General features: G+C 70.1%; 15 protein-coding genes. 5 read left to right on the forward strand and 10 right to left on the reverse strand.

All coding sequences use genetic code 11. The features are described from left to right. Positions 1-51: 51 nt before the first annotated feature. The 4 genes from OG293_RS35060 to OG293_RS35075 form a co-directional block, all read right to left on the reverse strand. Positions 52-255, reverse strand: a complete 204-nt coding sequence (locus tag OG293_RS35060; RefSeq protein WP_406002772.1) for a DUF6229 family protein — start codon at positions 253-255, stop codon at positions 52-54. 260 nt (positions 256-515) lie between these two features. Beyond that, positions 516-3,242, reverse strand: a complete 2,727-nt coding sequence (locus tag OG293_RS35065) for an ABC transporter substrate-binding protein (RefSeq protein ID WP_406002773.1) — start codon at positions 3,240-3,242, stop codon at positions 516-518. 375 nt (positions 3,243-3,617) lie between these two features. Next, the gene (locus OG293_RS35070) at positions 3,618-3,911 is read right to left on the reverse strand and encodes an amphi-Trp domain-containing protein (RefSeq protein WP_406002774.1); all 294 of its coding nucleotides are present in this window, start codon (positions 3,909-3,911) and stop codon (positions 3,618-3,620) included. A 101-nt stretch (positions 3,912-4,012) separates the two neighbouring features. Beyond that, positions 4,013-4,708 carry a helix-turn-helix domain-containing protein gene (locus OG293_RS35075; RefSeq protein ID WP_406002775.1) on the reverse strand — a complete coding sequence of 232 codons (696 nt, stop codon included), beginning with the start codon at positions 4,706-4,708 and terminating at the stop codon, positions 4,013-4,015. A 439-nt stretch (positions 4,709-5,147) separates the two neighbouring features. Between OG293_RS35075 and OG293_RS35080 the strand changes: the two genes are divergently transcribed. Next, positions 5,148-5,537: a PPOX class F420-dependent oxidoreductase gene (locus OG293_RS35080; RefSeq protein ID WP_406002776.1), complete on the forward strand. Its 390-nt coding sequence runs from the start codon at positions 5,148-5,150 to the stop codon at positions 5,535-5,537. 252 nt (positions 5,538-5,789) lie between these two features. On the opposite strand, the gene OG293_RS35085 is transcribed toward OG293_RS35080, so the two are convergent. Together OG293_RS35085 and OG293_RS35090 are read right to left on the reverse strand one after the other, a co-directional pair. Next, a complete protein-coding gene (locus OG293_RS35085) occupies positions 5,790-6,377 on the reverse strand; it encodes a TMEM175 family protein (RefSeq protein ID WP_406003811.1) in 588 nt (195 codons plus the stop codon). A gap of 213 nt (positions 6,378-6,590) precedes the next feature. Continuing rightward, a complete protein-coding gene (locus tag OG293_RS35090; protein ID WP_406002777.1) occupies positions 6,591-6,914 on the reverse strand; it encodes a putative quinol monooxygenase in 324 nt (107 codons plus the stop codon). A 177-nt stretch (positions 6,915-7,091) separates the two neighbouring features. Between OG293_RS35090 and OG293_RS35095 the strand changes: the two genes are divergently transcribed. After that, positions 7,092-7,376, forward strand: a complete 285-nt coding sequence (locus OG293_RS35095; protein ID WP_406002778.1) for a WhiB family transcriptional regulator — start codon at positions 7,092-7,094, stop codon at positions 7,374-7,376. A gap of 85 nt (positions 7,377-7,461) precedes the next feature. On the opposite strand, the gene OG293_RS35100 is transcribed toward OG293_RS35095, so the two are convergent. Continuing rightward, complete coding sequence (locus OG293_RS35100; RefSeq protein WP_406002779.1) at positions 7,462-7,884, reverse strand: hypothetical protein; 423 nt, start codon at positions 7,882-7,884, stop codon at positions 7,462-7,464. Between the two features lie 1,156 nt (positions 7,885-9,040). Between OG293_RS35100 and OG293_RS35105 the strand changes: the two genes are divergently transcribed. From OG293_RS35105 to OG293_RS35115, 3 genes are all read left to right on the forward strand, one after another. Next, positions 9,041-9,529 (forward strand): peptidoglycan-binding protein, encoded by a 489-nt coding sequence (locus tag OG293_RS35105; RefSeq protein WP_406002780.1) that lies wholly within the window; start codon positions 9,041-9,043, stop codon positions 9,527-9,529. Positions 9,530-9,674: 145 nt separating this feature from the next. Next, a complete protein-coding gene (locus OG293_RS35110; RefSeq protein WP_406002781.1) occupies positions 9,675-10,355 on the forward strand; it encodes a DUF4230 domain-containing protein in 681 nt (226 codons plus the stop codon). 317 nt (positions 10,356-10,672) lie between these two features. Further along, positions 10,673-12,466 (forward strand): VanW family protein, encoded by a 1,794-nt coding sequence (locus tag OG293_RS35115; RefSeq protein ID WP_406002782.1) that lies wholly within the window; start codon positions 10,673-10,675, stop codon positions 12,464-12,466. 163 nt (positions 12,467-12,629) lie between these two features. On the opposite strand, the gene OG293_RS35120 is transcribed toward OG293_RS35115, so the two are convergent. The 3 genes from OG293_RS35120 to OG293_RS35130 form a co-directional block, all read right to left on the reverse strand. Next, on the reverse strand, positions 12,630-13,088 hold the full coding sequence (locus tag OG293_RS35120) for a DUF5709 domain-containing protein (protein ID WP_406002783.1): 459 nt from the start codon (positions 13,086-13,088) through the stop codon (positions 12,630-12,632). A gap of 616 nt (positions 13,089-13,704) precedes the next feature. Further along, positions 13,705-16,587: a condensation domain-containing protein gene (locus tag OG293_RS35125; protein WP_406002784.1), complete on the reverse strand. Its 2,883-nt coding sequence runs from the start codon at positions 16,585-16,587 to the stop codon at positions 13,705-13,707. Continuing rightward, on the reverse strand, positions 16,577-18,436 hold the full coding sequence (locus tag OG293_RS35130; RefSeq protein ID WP_406002785.1) for an amino acid adenylation domain-containing protein: 1,860 nt from the start codon (positions 18,434-18,436) through the stop codon (positions 16,577-16,579). Before OG293_RS35130 ends, OG293_RS35125 begins: the two co-directional genes overlap by 11 nt. Between the last annotated feature and the right edge of the window lies 1 nt (position 18,437).

Here is an 18,437-nt window from a genome sequence, read left to right on the forward strand (position 1 = left end):
CCTCTCCCGGAGCCACAACTGGCCCCGGGAGAGGGGTCGTTGGGGCTCGGATCAGCAGCAGGGCCGAGTACGCGATCCGGAACACGCGGTGCCGCAGGTCAGCGCGGCCACATCGATCTCGGTGAGCCCGCGTTCGGTTGCGGAACCGCCGATGTACAGGGCGCCGGCGGGATTGACCGCGCCCTCGGCCGATTCGGCGCCGGAGCGCCAGGCTCTGACCACACTGTCCGTAGAGGCATTCGATGCTAAGTGCATGGCGATACCCTTCCGCCGGTGCCCGTGCGCGCGTCCGGTGATGTGCGCCGGGGCTGCCGGTCACCGGCCCTTGGCTGGGAAGTACGGGAGGTACACGGTAGCGCCGGTGCTGAGCGGAAGACAGGCGTCCCCGGAAGGGGAAATCCCGCCGGTGTGGGTCTGGCGTGCCCCGGTGGCCGCGGCTGACGGACGGCCCGAGCGAGGTGACCATGGGGGATGACGGCAGCGCGATTCTGCGAGGCCGCGCGCCGTCGGGAACCTCAGCCGCCCGGTGCCCGGGGACACCTGTGTGACTCTCCGGCCGAGCCCCAGAATTCGGGGTTGTTCAGGCCTGGCGGCTGGTCGGGCAGCAGCCCGCAGGCCATCCAGGTGGTCACGCTCTTGTCGAGGTGCGACTCCAGAACATAGACGGCCTTGTTCGGCGGGAACTTGTTCTGGTTGTCGAGTGAGAGGAGTCCGGACGCCCCCGAGAAATTCTGAATGCCCGGATTCGACAGGCGTGCGTACACATCCGTCGGCTGGAAGCGGGCATCAGTGTTCTCGACGGTCTTGTACTGGGCGTACACCGAGTTGATCACTTCGGACGCCACGCGGAGTGAATCGTAGGCCCCTGCCGCGTTCCCCTCCGGCACCGAACCGTCCGGGAAGACCTCCCGGAAGCGGGACGTGAACTCCGAATAGGGACTGTTCGGAGCCTCCTTGCCGTTGGAGTTGTTGAACATCACGTAGTAGGGCTTCAGCACGGAATGCCTCTTGAGCATGTCCGCGGGGTCCTGAAGGTACTTTGCCGCTGTGCTCTCCGACAGGATGGCAACCTGTTTGCCGTCCGCCTTCCGGCAGTCCGCGGTGCCCTGGAGGGCGTCGAACAGCTCCGGCATCTCGCCCGAGCGTCCCGCGTAGACAATGAAGCCACCCGTGCGGCGGACCTCGGTGCACACGTTGCGGGCCACGTCCGAGACGATCTGCCCGATGCGGTTCTCGTAGTAGGGGACGGTGACCACCTTGCCCCTCTTGTACCTCAGCGCGAACTTCGCCTCCAGGTCCGCGCTGAAGAATTCGTCGTCCGGGTCGTACACCACGACCGCCGTCCGCCTGTCGTCCACCTTGCTCGTCAGCTCGCCGATCTGCTCCGAATGCATGGAGAAATCAGCCATGATCTCAGCGATTCGGTCGTTGGGTGGAGACACCTGGAAGTAGGACGAGGGGGACTTGTCGTCGATCATTCTGCTGCCGGTGACGGAATTTCCGATGACGGGGATACTCGCTGCGGAGAGTTCCTGGACGGCGGCGAACGACGAAGGCCGGCTCTGGGTGATCCCGATAACTGCCGCGATCTTGTCCCGGTCCTTGCGGTCGATGATTTCCCGTGCGATATCGGGGCCGGATGAGTTCCGCGAGCCGTATGCGAAGTACTTGCCGGAGTTGGCGATCAGCAGACGCATCTGGACGATGTCCCCCTCCCGGCCGTTCACCTGGCTCTGTGCGGCGAGTGCGCCCCGCAGGCTCTGGATGCTGACCGGCGTGGAATCGCCGGGCTCCGCGCTCAGCGGCGCGAAGAACACGACGGTGCGGTAGGGCCGTTTGCTGTTCACCGCCATGTCGTTCTGTTTCGCGGCGGTCCTCTCGAGCGCCAGCAGTTCGTCGTCGCGGCCGACGACCCCCAGATGGCATTCACGCCCGTCGGTGACGCCCACGATCTCCCCTGTGCTCACGTGATGGCACGACGGCGGTCGGTCGGTGTGCTTCACCGCGTACAGCGTCGTGCCCGACAACAGGGTGAACACGGCCAGCGGGAGTCCCACGGCCCGTGCGTAGTCGCTCCGCCCGTTCGCCCGTACGGAGACCTTCGGATTCGTGCCCACCCAGCGGTCCGCCGGACCGTCGTCGTCGTTCGCGGACAGGGGGACGAGGTGGACGCAGGAGGCGGAACTGCGGGTGTACAGCGCGTGCACCCGGTCGGCGAGGCCTGTCACGCTCCGAGGATCGGCGACGACCGTCTGGGCGTACGAGGGGGGCTCCCCGGCGAGTGCTCCCAGCACCATCAGCGGCGCCGGCCGTTCGGTGCGGGCGATGTCCGCGTAGGTGTCGAGGAACTGGCGCACGGGCGTGCCCTCGTCGCCCACCGCCGGGAGGAGCAGGACGAAAGGCCACTGCCGCCTGGCCCGGTAGACCCACAGTCTCGACGGTCGTGCGGCCCTGGACAGATCGTTCAGGAGCGCCATGAGCAACATGCGCTGGATCAGCGCGTGGTTGCTCCGCGCGGTGCCGGACCTGGTCATCGCCGGCGCCATCCGGAGGAAGTTCGCTCCCTTGGGGCGCCGGGAGCCCACCCAGCGCAAGGTTCTGCGTCTGCTGAGCCACAAGCCGTACAAGCGCCGGGGCAGTCCCACGACGAGCAGTTGGAACAGCGAAAGCCAGATGTTCGCCAGGACGTTGGTGCCGGTGGCCCCGGCCAGCCGGGCGAGAGTCCCGAAGAGGGGGCGGCGGCCGATGAGCTGGAGATACAGCTCGTCACGCAGCCGCCGCCGCTTCCCGGCCGCCGAACCGGCGCCCACGGATATGTCGAGCACCGCACGGCACGTATGGAAGCGGGGGAGCCTCAGCTCGCCCGCATCGTGCGGCATGGAGTTCTCCAGCTGGTCGACGATGCCGTCGAGCAGGGCGACATGCTGCTCGACCGGGAGCGTCGGATCCTCGCCCGGCTCGGGAGCCCGCGGAGCGAAGTCGTCGTCCTCGATCAGCGCGTGCGGGACGAGGTCGACCGTGCGGTCCAGGTCGCGTTCGAAGAGACGGTCCTGGTAGCCCATGATGATCGACCGCGCGGTGGAGCGAACATCCGAGGGTTCGGCCGGATCGACCGGGCCGGAAGCGCCGGCATCGCGCCGCAGGAGCACGACGGGTAATCGCCGGCTTCCGTGCCGCTTCCCGGCGAACACGTCGAACTGCTCGATCAGGTACTCGATCCCCTCGGGAAGCGGTCGCTGCACACATGCTCCTTCGAGCCTCGGGACGGCCCGGGGCCGCTCCCCGCCATCCTCCGGAAACGCTGCCGCGAAGCGGGAGGTCGGCCACGGCGAGGTGATCGACCGTTCCGCGTCGGCATCGGAATCAGCCACACTAGCGGTGACGGTGTGATCGCCGTGGGTGAACGAGTCGCTTGCCGGGAGCCGGTGGGGCCGAGCAACAGTGCCGGCTGCTCGGTCGACGAGCGAGGGGCCAACAGCGCCTTCGTGGCGGCTTGCGCACTCACCGCGGCGGGCCGACCGTGAGGAATGCCCCGGTCGTCGATGCCGGGCCGAAGGCAACGTCGCGCGCGAATCGGTGACCCGGCAGATCTGGGCGGGGCAGCTTTGCGTCTCGCGTCAGTCGTCCTTGCTCTGCGGGGCCTCCTCTGTGCCTGCCGCCGTCCGCGACGGCGCTGTCCGGTTCGTCGCGGTCGGCCACTTGAACTCGATCTCCAGCTCGATCTCCCCGTTTCCGACCTCGACCTCTATCTCGCTGCGCAGGTCGTCGGGGATCCGCAGGCTCAGCCTCCCCGGGCCGAGCTCCAGTTCGGCTTCGCCACCGTGCTTCAGCGCGGCGGCGAGCGCCGCGAGCTGATCAGCCGCTTCAACGCGTGACAGCGAACGCTTCTGCTCAAATTTGAGGTCCTTCATGGGTCTCCCATCCGGCGCAGAAAGCAGATAGTGCCCATTCTGACGCCATGCACCGGATCGGACATCTTCACGGCCGTTCGGCCTTCGCCGGGTGTGTGTTGCTACGGCCGTTGGCCGCGGTCCTCCGCGACGATGCGGCGGCCGGTGACGCGCCGGGGGGTGAGGGTGAGCCACAGGGTGCGGCTGCCGCCGCCGGCCCAGGGGGCGGAGTGGGCCAGTTCGTTCAGGTGGCGCACTGCGTCCGGGGCGGTGACGGCGTGAGCCGCTCCGACGGCGAGTACGCTCCAGCCTTCGCTCATGACGTCATCGATGTGGTCCACCTCGAAGGCCACCTCATGGCCGTCGGCAGCCGCCGGAACGGAATCGGGAGCGGTCCGGAAGGCGATGTTCTCGTCATCGACGCAGTAGTTGAGCGGAAGAACGGCCGGGCCGTCCGGGGTCGTGACGGCCAGGCGCCCCACGCCGTAGGCCGAGATCAGGGCCCAGCACTCCTCACGGCTCAGCTCGGTGAACTGCGGGTGCCGGGCGGCCTGGCCACGGCCGGGCGGCACGTCGGCCAGGCCACCGGTGAGCTCCTCGACGGTCGTCTCCAACGCGTCCGCCAGCCTGAGCAGAAAGCCGGGGCCGGGCATGGCGGAGCGTTGTTCCACGTACTGGATGTATTCGGGCGCCGAACCGGCCCGCCGCGCCACGTCGGCCAGGGACAGTCCCAGTTCCTCCCGGCGGTGCGCGACTCGTCTGCCGAGGTCGCCGTGAGGGAGCAGCGGGGCGGACGGGGAGCCGGCCGGAGGTTGCATTCTCAAACACATCCCTTGATCACGGGGCCGGCACCGGAGTGGTTGGCCCTGGCTACCACGCGGGACAGGACACCACCCCTCGCGGGAACGCGTCCGTTCTTCCAGCCTGCACCGCTGCCGGGCCGCGCGCATGGCCGACCGGCCGCTCGGACACCGAGGGTGTCGTCCGCCCACGTCGGCCCCGGTGGCCGAACATGCCCGAAGCGGGCCTGACCGTCCCCGGGCATGTCCGGCCTACGCCTCCCACGGAAGGGTCGGGGCGCGGCCTCGTCGGCCGTGCGACGCCTGATGGGCGGGTTGCCGGAGCGCTGTCGGTCCGCAATCCCGGACGTGAGGCGGGTCCGTGCCGCGACCGGGGTCGGTCCGGCCGAACGCGTGTCCCCGGCGCGGACGCATGGTGATCGCTATGCTCGGGAGGGTGGCTGAACTTTCTCCAGAGGTGCGCAAGCTGCTCAGTGGCCGGAACATGGCCCATGTCGCGACGTTGATGCGTGACGGCGCCCCACACGTTTCACCGGTGTGGATCGCTGTGGAGGGGGACCGCCTGGCGATCTTTTCCGCGACTGAGAACGTCAAACTCAGAAACCTGCGCCGGGACGGCCGCGTCGCTGTCTCCGTCTGCGACGAACACAACCCGTATCGCAGCGCGGTGATCCGCGGCCGGGTCGCGGAGGAGATCCAGGGGGAGGAGGCCGCCGTCATCATGGACCGGATAAGCCGTCGCTACATCGGCAGCGACTTCCCCATGCGGACGGCCTTCGTATCGTTCATCGAGCCCGAGCATGTGCTGTTCCAGGACCTTCCGTTCGAGCACCCGTCGGAGCCCTGAAACCCACAACAGCGGTAGTTTCGACCATCCGTTGTACGGCCGGAGCGGCGCTGAGCGCGCAGGCCGCCGCATCCGCCCGTGGTGAAGCGGCGTGACGTCCTGCCCACGAGAACCGGGAAACCCCGGAGCCAGCGGGCTGGTGCCGACGGGTTTCCCGTATCTCACGACCGGACACCTGACGGAGCACCACTACCGATGCGTCGGGCCGCCAGTACTCGGACCCTGGCTGCCGCGCACGTGCCTTCGAGGGCCCTATTGCGCGGCCGCGCGCAGGCGCTTGCCCCGCCTGCCCGTCACCATCTTGACGGGGATCAGCACCGCCCACCACAGCTTCGCGGCCGACGGGGAGGCGAAGGCGAGCGGGACGGCGACGGCGAAGACCAGCACCGTCGACGCCAGATCGGCCATGTCGTTGCGGGCGACGGAACCGGGCAGCGCCCTGCTACCAAGCCATGGGCGCTTCCACAACACGACCGTCAGCGCCAGCTGTGTGGCCCCCGTGGCGGCGACGGCGCCGGAGTAGACGGCCACCGCCTCCGGCAGGTCGCCGTACTCGGCCAGCAGGGTGGTGGGGAAGGGCATCAGGGCGATGAGCCCCAGGCCCAGGAGCGCGAGCTTGATGACCGTCCCATCCACATCCCGCACGTACCGGAAGATCTGGTGGTGGCCCCGCCAGAACGCCGCGACAACCAGAAAACTGAGGGCGTACGCCCACACGTTGGGCATCACATCACTCAGCGCCTCGTCGAAACCGGCGGCGTCCAGCCCGGCGGGAAGCGTAATGTCCAGCGCCAGCAGTGTCATCGCGATGGCGAACACCCCGTCCGAGAGCGCGAGCATTCGGGCCGCTGTTCCCTCGTCGTCACGCGCACGTTGGTGGCCGTTCACGACGCCACCCTAGGCGGAAAAGGTCCGGAGTATTCAGATTGATCCCATGGACGTGTTGAGCCGTGGCAAACGCAGGTGCCGGGCCATGGGCTTGGCCGTCGAGCGGGTGATTCCCGGACCGGCCACTCGACGCTTTGCGGTTGCCGGTCGCGCCAGGGGGGGCCGTCAGTCGATGCCGAGCTCCGCCATCCTGCTCCATCCGGTCGACCCGGCGATCGTGGTACTCACGATGTCCGGCGCCCGTTGCACGAGGGGCCGCATCGTCTCGATCGCGGCACGGAAGTGATCGGAGTTGACATGCGCCTCGGCGGCATCGTCCTGGAAGGCCTCGACCAGGACGTAGGTGTTCGGGTCTTCGACACTGCGCGACCACTCGAACCACAGGTTGCCGGGCTCCGAGCGGGTGGCGCGGGTGAACGCCTCGACCCGGGACGGCCACTCGTCCGAGAACTCGGGCTTCACTGGGAACTTCACAACGATGAAGATCATGTGCTTCAGCCTAAGGGCTGTGAGCCGGCGGTGCGGCGCCGGCGCCGAGGGGCACGGTCGTCGCAGGCCACCGCAGTCCAGGCCGCAGGCTGTCCGGCTGAACCGGCGGCCCCCGCGGCCCGTACTTAACTGGGCAGCGGCAAAGGCTCGCCGCACAAGACCTCGAAAGGGAGGAACATGATGACGCAGTGGAGTGAACGGGCAGCCTGCCGCAGTACGGATCCGGACGATCTGTTCGCCAAGGCGCCAGAGCAGAAGAAGGTCAAGGCGGTCTGCTCCACGTGCCCGGTGCAGATCGACTGCCTGGCCGAAGCTCTGGACAACCGGCTCGAGTTCGGGGTGTGGGGCGGCATGACGGAACGGGAACGCCGCGCGCTTCTGCGGCGCCGCCCCGCTGTCACCTCCTGGCGGAGCGTGCTGGAAATGGCCAGGACGGAGCACGAGCGCCCACGCGCCGGCTGACCGCGCCCACGCTGCGACGGGCAGGGGTGTGTCTCAGCGGTTCCGGCGTCATCCGTCCTTCGCGTGCTCTGATCCCATCCGAGCGCTACGTGGCCAGCAATGCGGCAAGACGGGCAGCGGTGCGCTCGCCCGCCCTCTGCTTGATCAGTCCCTCCTTGGCGGCCGCACGAAGCCTGACCTCCGAGCTGTTCTCTGCGGCCTTCGTCACCAGCGCGGTGACCACCACAGGGTTGAGGCCCCCTGCGCCGGCGCCGACGAGGACGCGTATCGTCAGCTGGTCACTGCCGGGTTCACCGTGGGCAAGATCGATTCTTCGCCCCGCGCGTCCGAGCTCCTTGGCCACACGCGCCACGGCTTGTTCGAAGGGGAACGGGAGGACAACGTCGACCTCATGGACGTTCTTCTTCATCCGCAGGGCCACGAAGCGCGTCAAGCGACCACCGCCGCTTGTGCCCGAGGCCAAAACGCCGAGCTCGTCGGCCAGGATCTCGTCCTCACTCCGGTGCACGTGCCCTCCGTATCGTCGCTTCACCGACCGAGCGCGCCAGGCATGCCATGAGTTTCCACTCATGGCAAGGGCTGATCGGCTCGCCGCCGACTCCGGCAGCGCCGTCTGCGGCTTCCGCGCTGAGCGGCACGGCCGGTCCGGCCGGAGCCTAACGAATCCGACTGCATCGAGTGGACTCCCGCGGACGTCCGGGGCATGAGCGATTGCCGTGAGATCGTCAGCAGTGGATCCCCCGTGGGGCGCTTGCATGTGCACATGGATGAGGGTTCGGCTGATCTGCGGGGGAGGGTGGACCCTAGGCGGACTTGAGGCTGCGGCTGCGGGTTCCCGTCGGTGCGGGGCCAACTCGTCTTAGAAATCGCGAAGGTGTCCTGCTGCTAGCTCGGATGTGACCACCGGTGCGGGCGCCGCGCTCCGGTTGCCCGCCTCGCCTCCATCGGGATCCCGTCTCTCCGTCAGGCGCCTGCGTGCTTCCCTCCCCGCTTGGGCCGTTCCGCCGCGCTTACCGGCGGTATCTTGCCGAAGTCGCACCCCGTCTGGCTTGAAACGATCGAGAACGTAAGGAACTTGTGATGTTTGCTGGTGGTCCGGGCACGCGAATGATCGGAATAATCTCTCTTGCAAAGCGCATGTGGGAGGGGTTTACGGCATGTCATGGGATACACCTCCTGAGAGCCACGGTCGGCGTACGGAGGGGACCCGATCCGGGGGCCTGCCGAAGGCGGGTACTCCGGACTTCCCCGCAGCCGGCGTCGACGCACCCGGCGGGACAGGCAAGTGGCGGTCCGCGACCGACGAGGCGGAGCGGGCCCAGCGGGTACAGCGTTCGGCGCAGCTGGAGAGCGAGGCGATTCTCGAACGCCTGGCGGTTCCGAGCTACTTGAGAGAGACCGAACCGGGAGGTCCGGATGAAGGCCCCCTGCCGGGGGAGCAGGAAGCGCACAATCCGGTGCAGACCGGCCCGGAAGCGGATGAGAGTCAAGCGCTCGGTGGGAGTCACCTTTCCGAGCACGGGCGGCACAGAGCGGGGGACCATGGACGGCAGGCGAGTCCACGGCTGAGGGCCGGACTGGTTGTTGCTGCCGTGGCGGTGCTCGGAGCTTCGGTACTGACCGGCGTACTGCTAGACGGCAGGGGGGAAGGCGAGCAGCCTCTGATGGCCGACAATCGGGCCGCGCTCCCGACGGTGTACACCACGCCGAGCGACTCGCCCATTCTCACCGTGCCGGTGGGCCCCAGTCCCTCCTCGGCCTCACCCTCGCCTTCCCCCAGCCCCTCGAAAACGAAGAAACCCCCCGCCGTGCGCACCCGGCCCGCGCCGCCTCCCACCCGGTCGGCGGCTGTCCGCACCCCATCGGCCACCCCGCCCCCGTCGCCCACGCCGGCACCCGTCGGGCTCAGCTTCGGTGACAGCGGGCAAGAGGTCGCCGACCTCCAGTGCAGGCTCGCGCAGCTGTCGTTCTACGAAGGCCGGGAGGACGGCTACTTCGATCGGGGCGTCGAGAACGCACTGGCCCGTTTCCAGGACGACTGGGGCGTGCAAGGAGAACCGCGCGGTACGTACGGCCCGGAAAGCCGCCGCCTCCTGGAGTCACGGACGATCTCGCGGAGTCAGTTCCACGACGGCTACGACGACGGATACTGACAGTCCTACGGGGCCGGGGCTCCTTGCCTTCGGCCCCGGCCGACGGTGGGTTTCCCGTCCGTACGAGGCGGCCAACGCGCCACTGGCGAGACCGTATTGCCGTCATGTCCGCGTGGTTGCCGACGTCGGGGGCACCCGAAGTCAGGTGAAGACTTCCACACCGCACGCGGAGGAACAGCGTCGGCAACCGGACGCGGCGCCGAGGCGCTGGGTGAAGCCGGTCGTCGTGGCCGCCGTGCTGCTGGCGCTTTTCGCGCTCATCGGCCGGCTCGGCCCGCTCCCGGGCCTCGGTGATCTCCTCGGCGACGAGACCCGCGACAGAACGGGTCCCGCCCTGCTCAAGTCCATTCAGGACATGAGCCGTTACGAGGGTGCTGCCGGCGACTTCCAGGTGGTCGTCGACTTCCAGAAGGACGCGAAGTTCCTGCCCGACGCCATCCGCGGCACGCGAACCCTGTACGTGGCCGCCGGTTCGGTCACCGCCTACGTCGAGCTGGGCAGGCTCGACCACGAGGACGTCCGGGTGAACTCCGACCGCACCGAGGCCGTACTGCGTCTGCCGCACGCCCGCCTCGGCAGCCCAGCCCTGGACCCCGACCGCTCGTACGCGGTGTCCAAGGAGCGGGGGCTGCTGGACCGCCTCGGCGACCTCTTCTCGGACAACCCCGCGGACGAGCGCGCCGTGCACCGGCTGGCCGCACGGCACATCGGTGACGCGGCGAAGCACAGTGAGCTCACCGCACGGGCGGAGAAGAACACCACCACCATGCTCGAGGGACTGCTGCGCTCGCTCGGCTTCGAGCGCGTCACCGTCGCATACGGCTGATCCGGCTGATCCAGCTGACATGGCGGCGCAGCGATGGCGCCGGCCGTGTGGGACCTCCGGCGTATCCGGTGGCGATCCGCCGCGGGACCTCCCGGGTGGTCGGCGCAGCCGCGAGCTGCCGATCAGTTCGCAGGCTCCGGGAGGCGTCGAGGGCGGCCCCGGGCCCGGCTCGATCGCGTGTTCCCTCGATGGTGAGGAAAGTTACATTGTCCTAATTTGGATCATTTAGTGGACTATTCTGGGCGAATTCGCTCGTGCGGGTCTGGCTCTTTCCGGCCGAACGCACCTTTCCGGCCGTCGGCGCTACAGGGAGACACATGGCACCCGCACGAAGCAAAGCAGGCAACTGGCGGATTCTTCTGCCTGTCGCGGGCGGGTCTGTCGTGCTCGGCCTGGGGGGCCTCTACATCGCAGGGCTGGTGGTCGGCGACGACATCGCCGAGGGCACCACGGTGCGCGGCGTCGGCATCGGTGGAATGAGCCGAGCGGAGGCCCAGCGGGTCCTCGACCGCAAACTCGGCCCGGACTTCGCGGCGCCGATCGCGTTGAAGATCGGTGACCGTGTCGAGAAGGCCGAACCTGCGGCGCTCGGGCTGTCCCTCGACACCGTGGCGACCGCCGACCGCGCCGCAAGCGCGGGATCCGACCCGTTCACGGTGATCGGCAGGCTCTTCGCCTCCGGTGGCGGGGACGTCGAGCCCGTGATACACGCCGACCACACGAAAAGCCTGGCGGCAACCGAACGTATGGCTACGGCTACCGAGCGGAAGGTTCGGGACGGGGCCATATCGTTCGACAACGGCAGTGCGAAGGCCGTCGCTCCCGTCACCGGCGTCGCCCTGTCCGCGGCCCAGGCCCCGGACACCATCCGTGACGCCTATCTCCGCACGGCAGGTACCGGCCCCGTGGTGCTGCCGGTGAAGCAGACACAGCCGCGGATCGGCCCGGTTGAGACCCAGCGGGCCATGAAGGAGTTCGCCCAGCCCGCTATGTCCGGCCCGGTTACGCTCTCCCTCGGCGAAACGCGCATTGCCGTCGGACCCGACACGCTCGGCAGGCATCTGGCGATGAAACCCGACGGCAGGAACCGTCTCGTGCCCGCACTCGACTCCAAGGGCCTGCTCGCCGAGCCCGCCGTCTCCCGCCCGCTGCGGGACGCCTCCCAGGGCCCCCGGGACGCCGTGCTCAGGCTCGACAGCAACGACCGTGTCGTGGTGGCCAAGGAAGCAGATGTTGCGCGACCGGTCACCGACAAGGCGCTCGAAAAGGCTGTCCTGCCTCTGCTGACCCGCACCGGCGCGGCCCGGACCGGCGAAATCGCCGCCGTCCCGGTGGAGCCGCAGATCACGCGAGCGTCGGCCCGGCGACTCGGCATCAAGGAGAAGGTCTCCTCCTTCACCGTCGCCTTCCCGGCCGCCCCCTACCGCAGTACCAACATCGGTCGCGCGGTGGACCTCATCAACGGCTCGGTCGTCCTGCCCGGACAGGAGTGGAGCTTCAACCGCACGGTCGGCGAGCGCACCAAGGAGAACGGCTTCGTCGACGGCATCATGATCAACGACGGTCGGTACGTGAAGTCTCCCGGCGGCGGCGTTTCCGCGGTCGCCACCACCATGTACAACGCCATGTTCTTCGCGGGCGTCAAGCCCGTCGAGCACGGCGCTCACTCCTTCTACATCGAGCGCTACCCAGAGGGCCGCGAAGCCACGGTCGCGTGGGGCACCCTCGACCTGCGCTGGATCAACGACTCCGGCCACGCCATCTACATCAAGGCCGAATCCACCGACACATCGGTGACCATCACGTTCCTCGGCACGAAGAAGTACGACGAGATACGGGCGACCAAGGGACCGCGCACCGACATCAAGCCGCCGCGCACGCGCACCGGCAGCGGACCGAAGTGCGAGGTGCAGACGCCTCTCGAAGGGTTCGACGTATCCGTAGGACGCGTCTTCGTGAACAACGGCCGGGAAGTCAAGCGCGAATCGTTCAAGACCCACTACACGCCTCGCGACAAGGTCACGTGCGCTCCGGAGAAAACGGCCTCGGCCGCGGGCCGGCCGGACGCTCCGCGCGCGACGACGGCGGGCGACAGCGCGCCCCTCGGCTGAGCGGCCACGCTGCGTCACCGGTCGGTCGTGGCCGCCGCTGCCGGCCTTGCTGTCTGCTCCGTCGCTGACCTGCACGGCGGAGCCCCGACACGGACGCCCAGGAGCTGACTCCCCGACGTCCCACGGTGGGCGCTCGCCGGGCGCCCACCCGGCCCTGACGGGATCAGAACTCCTCTGGCTCCGGGATCACATGCATCGCCGCCTCCTCCGCCGAGGCCGCGCCGTCGATGCCGACGTCGGTGGCGATCAGATCCTTCTCCAGGCCGGGGTGGGCTCCCTCGTCGGGTGCCACGAGCCTCCCAGCGCGCTCCGCCCCGACCTCCTCGTCGATCAGCTCGCCGTCCGTGTCCCAGGCGTCCCCCAGTTCGTCGCCCTCGGCGACCGTGACGTCCCGCACTTCCTCGGACAGCCGCTCGTCAAGGCTCTCGCCCCGCCGCCCCTCCGCGGCGGTGGTGCCCCACCGCTCCAAGGCCCACGGTTTCTCCGGCGGGGAGTATCCGTCGGAGAGGATCTGCAGCGCGGGATCCTCCAGTGTGTCCTCGGCGTCCAGAAGCCCGGCATCGTCCTGCACCTCGGACCCGTCCGGCTGGTAGACCTCGTCACCCATGGGGCTCTCGGTCATGTCTCCTCCTCACGGCTCCGTGCTTCCAGTCTCCGTCACGCCGGGGCCGAGGGCGCCCTGTGGCCGAACCGACCCGCCCGTCCGGGCGCCAGCGGGGCGGCGGGTCGCCGGTCACGGCGTAGCCACGCGGGCCATGGTCGTCGGCGGGGACGTCGCCACGAGCCTTGCGCCACGAGCCCGGGGCTCGGCACGCTCCTATGGGCTGTCCGTTCCGCCGGGCGGCCGAGGGACCGGTACGGGTGTGAAAGCTGCGCTCCGTACGGCTACCGCTTCCCTTCCCTTGCCGCTGACGCCTCGGACCGGCGTGCCGGGCACGTCCTCGTCCGTGCCACACGGCACCCGAGCGCGCGGGTCCGCAGGTTCGGGCCGGGCCACCTGCCCGACGACGCCGAGGCTGCCCGCTCCCGTGATGCCTCCACACCAGATGCCGCCGTCGTGCGGGCGCGCAATGCGGTGCGCGCCGAGGCCGATTGGTGATCCGTCGGGAAGCCCCTCCGTGCGGGCGGGCGAGGAAGGGCGGCTCGGGGGACAGCGCCAGAGCCGGGACTGACCGGCCCATGAAGTGAACCGTGCCGGGGGGCACCGAACTCGGTCTGCCCCCGGCACGGTTCACCGTTCACTGCCCCGTGGGCCCACCGTGAGGCCCGACCATCGCGGCCAGCACGGAGCGCCAGTCCTCCCCGGGCTCTTCGCCCAGTGCAAGGGCCAGCCGGTCGGCTTGATAGTGCCAGGGGTGGTCGAGGTCCGGGTGCACCGTCTCGGTCAGCTGGATCTCGCTGACGCTGCCGAGAAGCCTCCGCAGTTCTCCGGCCAGGTCCGTCCACGAGACGTGACCGCTGAGTGCATTGGCCACACCGTGGACCGGAGTGTCCAGGCATGCGGTCACCGCCCGGGCCAGAGCGGCTGCATGAACCCACGGAGCGCCGTACCAGTCGCGGCCTGCGGTACCCGGCCGCGGGAGGGTGATCGCCTCCCCGGCGAGTGCCGCCTGGTAGAGCGAACCGGTCGCACCCCAGCGCAACTGGTCGCGCAGCCGGTCGTGCGGCCCCCACACAATGGGTGAACGGACGATGCTCGCGCCGCCCCGGCCCTCGGTGCGGGCTGCTCGCAACAGCAGCTGCTCGCAGTCGATTTTGGCCTGCCCGTACGGGCTCAGCGGCTGCCGCGACGGCAAGTCCTCGGCCACCCACCCCTCGGCGGGACGTCCATAGGCATCCACGCTGCTGACGAAGACGAACGGCCCGCCGCGCCAGGCGTCGACCATCACCCGCATCGCCGCCACGTCCACCTCGGGGCTCGTGAACGTGCATGCGGCATGGATGACCGCATCGGCGCTCCGTACGGCGGCGCGCAGACCGTCGAGGTCCGTCAGGTCTCCCTCGACGACCTCCACCCCGTCCCGGGCCACCAGGTGTGCCGACTCGGGGCGCGCCAGCGCGAGCACCGGCCGTCCCTGGGCGGCCAGTTCACGCAGGACGAAGGCGCCGACGCCACCTGTGCCACCGGTCACCAGCACAGTGCCCTCGCGTGTCCGCCGGGTCTGTGACGCTCCCGGGTTCGTCGGCCTGAGCGTCGCCGCGCGCTGCCTCGCGCGCTCGTCGAGCAGCCCGGAGATGGCGCGCGAGGTGCGGTGCTGCATCACATCGAGACCGGTCATCGGGAGCCTCAGCTCGGTACGCAGCCGTTCGGCGAGCTGTACGGCGATGAGCGAGTGGCCACCCAGCGCGAAGAAGTCGTCGTCCGGCGCGGGAGCCGTGCCCAGCAGCGCGGTGAACGCCGCCGTCACGGCGAGGGCCCGGGCCCCCCGCAGTGCGGGGGCCGTCGCTGCCCCGGGCAGCCGTCCCACATCCAGCGAGCCGTCGGCCTTCCGTGGCATCACGTCCAGGAGCGTCACCGCGGCCGGGACCAGCTCGCGGTTCAGACCCGCCCTCAGGTGGTACCGCAGCTGGACGGGGGAGGGACCGCCGGTCTCCCGGAGGACCGCGTAGGCGATCAGAGGCCCGGCGGCCGGTTCGGGAACGGCCGCGTCGGCCACCTGAGGGTGGTTGCGCAGCCGGGATTCCGCCGGATGGCGGTCGTCATCGGCCGAGTCCGCCCACGGACGGACGGGCAGCCGGGACAGCCTGAGCTGCGGGTCGGTGGCCACCGCGGCCAGCACCGCGGCGAAGTCGTCGGCAAGCCGGTCTCCCTCCGCTGCCTCCAGGGCGGCTTGCCCGTACTGGACCAGGCAGCCGGGTGTGCCGGTGTCCATGACCGCGAACGACAGGTCGAACTTGGTCTCGCCCAGGCCGACGTCGACGGGCTCGGCGACCGTGCCGGGCAGCCGCAGGGCGGTGGGCTCCCCGAGGACGTCTGCGGTGACACGCACCAGGGGCGTGCCGTCGGTGTCCCGTCCGGCCGCGCCGAGCCGTTCCAGGATCAGGTCGAACGGCACGTCGCGGTGCTGCTGGGCTTCCAGCAGCGTGTCCCGGGTCCGGTCCACGACGGTCGCGAAGTCCGGGTCACCGGAGAGGTCCACCCGTATCGGCAGGGTGTTGACGCACAGCCCCACCAGGCCGCGCATCGCCGTACCCTCACGGTGGGTTCCGGCGCAGCCGACGACGAGGTCGTCCCGGCCCGTGAGCCGGTGAAGCGCCGCGAAGGCCGCGGCGAGAGACACGGTGAACAGGGTGGACCGGTGCGCTCCGCCCAGCTCGCGCAGCGCCGGCAGCACCTGCGCGTCCAGCCGTGCGCTCCGGGCGACGGCGGTCCGCGTGGCCGGGGCGGCGGGCGGGTTCGCGGGCCGGGGCAGTGGCAGCGGTGCGGCTCCCGTGAGCCGGTGGACCCAGTGGTCCAGGCCGCGGCCCGGGCGGTCTGCCGCGGTGTGCTCCCGGCGGGCGAAGTCCGTGTACTGCGGCGGCTCCGGCAAACCGTCGGGACGCCCGTCCGAGGCTGCGGCGTACAGCTGCGCCAGCTCCTCGGCGACCCTCTCCAACGAGCCACCGTCGATGGATATGTGATGGAACGTCAGAAGAACCGTGTGGTCCAGTCGGCTGTGCCGCAGAACCAGCGCACGCGGGAGGGATCCCGCGGCCAGGTCGAACGGACGGCGCGCCTCCTCGACGAGAGCGGGCAGGCCGTCGCCCTTGGACTCCACCACCTCGACGGCGATGCGGCCGGGGGCGGGGAGTACCTCCTGGTACGGCTCGCCGTCGCGCTGCCCGTAGCGCGTACGTAAGATGCCGTGGCGCCGTACGAGCACGGTCAGCGCGGTGGAGAGGGCTTTCACGTCCAGCGGCCCGCGCAGCCGGGTGGCGAACGGCACGGTGTACCGGGCGCCGCCCTGGCCGAGACGGTCCATCAGCCACATGCGGCGCTGCGCGTGGGAGAGCGGGACGGGCGTTCCGTCGTGGACGGCGGTGGACGGCGAGGTGGCCGGGCGGGCACCGGCGCGGGCCCGCGCACGGCGCAGCAACTCCTCCTGGAACGCGGCGGAGGCGGGGGTGGTGTCAGTGGCCATCGGTGTCCTCCGGCGTCTCGGGGTGGAGATCGCGGTGCTGGGCCAGCAGCGCGCGTTCGACCAGCACCGCGTGTCCGGCCACGGTCGGGTCGGCGAAGAAATCGGGCAGGGACAGCTCCACTCCGAGCTCCTCGCGCAGGTCGTCCGTGACTACCAGTGCGAGAAGGGAGTGGCCGCCGTGCGCGATGAAGTCCGCGTCCGGCCGCGTCACCTCGCAGCCCAGACCGCGGCTCCACACATCGGCGACAGCCTGTTGCAGCGGAGTCAGGCGGGCAACGGGCGCTACCGCTGTCGACGAGCCGTGAAGCGCGCCGAGAGCGCGGCGGTCCACCTTGCCGGAGACCGTCAGGGGCAGCCGCTCCACCAGCGTCAGCTCGTCGGGGACCAGATGAGCGGGCAGCTGCTGTGCGAGCCGGGTCCTGAGCGCATCGGCACGCGGCACCGGACCGGGGGCGGCCACGACGAAGGCGGCAAGGCGGGCGTCGTCCACGGACGGCCTGCGCACGGTCACGGCGGCATCGTCCACGTCCGGCTGCTCGCGCAGGATGTGCTCGATCTCGCCGGGCTCGATACGGAACCCCCGCACCTTGACCTGGTCGTCGGCGCGGCCGTGGAAGTCGAGTGTTCCGTCGGGGCGCGCCGAGACCAGATCGCCGGTGCGGTACAGGCGGCCCAGCGCCGGGTGGTCCACGAAGCGTTCGGCGGTCAGCTCCGGCCGTCCCGCGTATCCGCGTGCCAGACGGCTGCCGCCGATCCACAGTTCGCCGTGTTCGCCCCGGGCGACCGGCTGTCCGTTCCCGTCCAGGACATGGGTGACGGCGCCCGCTATGGGGCGGCCGATCGGCACCGGGCCGTCGCAGTCGGCGTCGCTGACCCGGTGGGCCGTCGCGAACGTCGTCGTCTCCGTCGGCCCGTAGCCGTTGACCAGCTCCAGCCAGGGGAACACGCGCAGCACCGCTCGGGCGTGCTGGGCAGCCATCGCCTCACCGCCCACCACGACCGTGCGCAGCACGGAGAACACCCGCGAGCGGCGTGCCGCGAGCTGGTGGAACAAGGCGGTGGTGAAGAACGCCACGCTCACACCGTGCCGCTCCACCTGCTGCGCCAGATCCTCGAACGACGGCCGCTCCACGGTGCACACCACCACGGCGGCTCCGGCCGCCAGCGCGGACCAGACCTCGAACGTCGAGGCATCGAAGGTGCTCGGAGAGTGGAAGAGCACCCGGTCGCGGTCGGTGACCGTGGCGTACTGGGGCGCGGTGACCAGTTCGGCTATGGCGCCGTGGGTGACCTCGACTCCCTTCGGGAGCCCGGTGGACCCCGAGGTGAACAGGACGAGCGCCGTGGCGTGCGGGTCCTGTCCGGCCGGCGGCAGCGCCGCGCCGGTCAGAAGCGGCTCCTCGGGCAGCGCCATCGTGGCGCCGGTGAGGTTCGCGGATTCCAGCAGCTTGCTGTCGCCGATGGTCAAGGTCACCTCCGCATCGGCGAGCATGGCGTCGATACGGGGACGAGGGTGGGACGGATCGAGCGGTACGCAGGCCGAGCCCGTCCACCACACGGCGAGCTGCGTGAGCACCGTGCGGGCGGAGCGCGGCACGAGCAGTCCCACCCGGTCACCCGGACGGACACCGTGCTCGTGCAGATGCGCGGCCAGGCGGCGGGCCGTGGTGACCAACTGCGCGTATGTCAGGGTGGTGTCGCCGTCCATCACGGCGAGGGCGTGCGGTGTCCGCTCCGCCTGCCGCGCCACCAGGGCGGGAAGGCCAAGGGCGCGGTCGGACGGCGTGCGATCGGCCGGCACCGGGAACTCCTTCGGGACGTCGGTCGTGTTCGGTCGGCGAGTGGTCATC

It is taken from the genome of Streptomyces sp. NBC_00829, assembly GCF_045161795.1.
Taxonomy (GTDB): domain Bacteria; phylum Actinomycetota; class Actinomycetes; order Streptomycetales; family Streptomycetaceae; genus Streptomyces.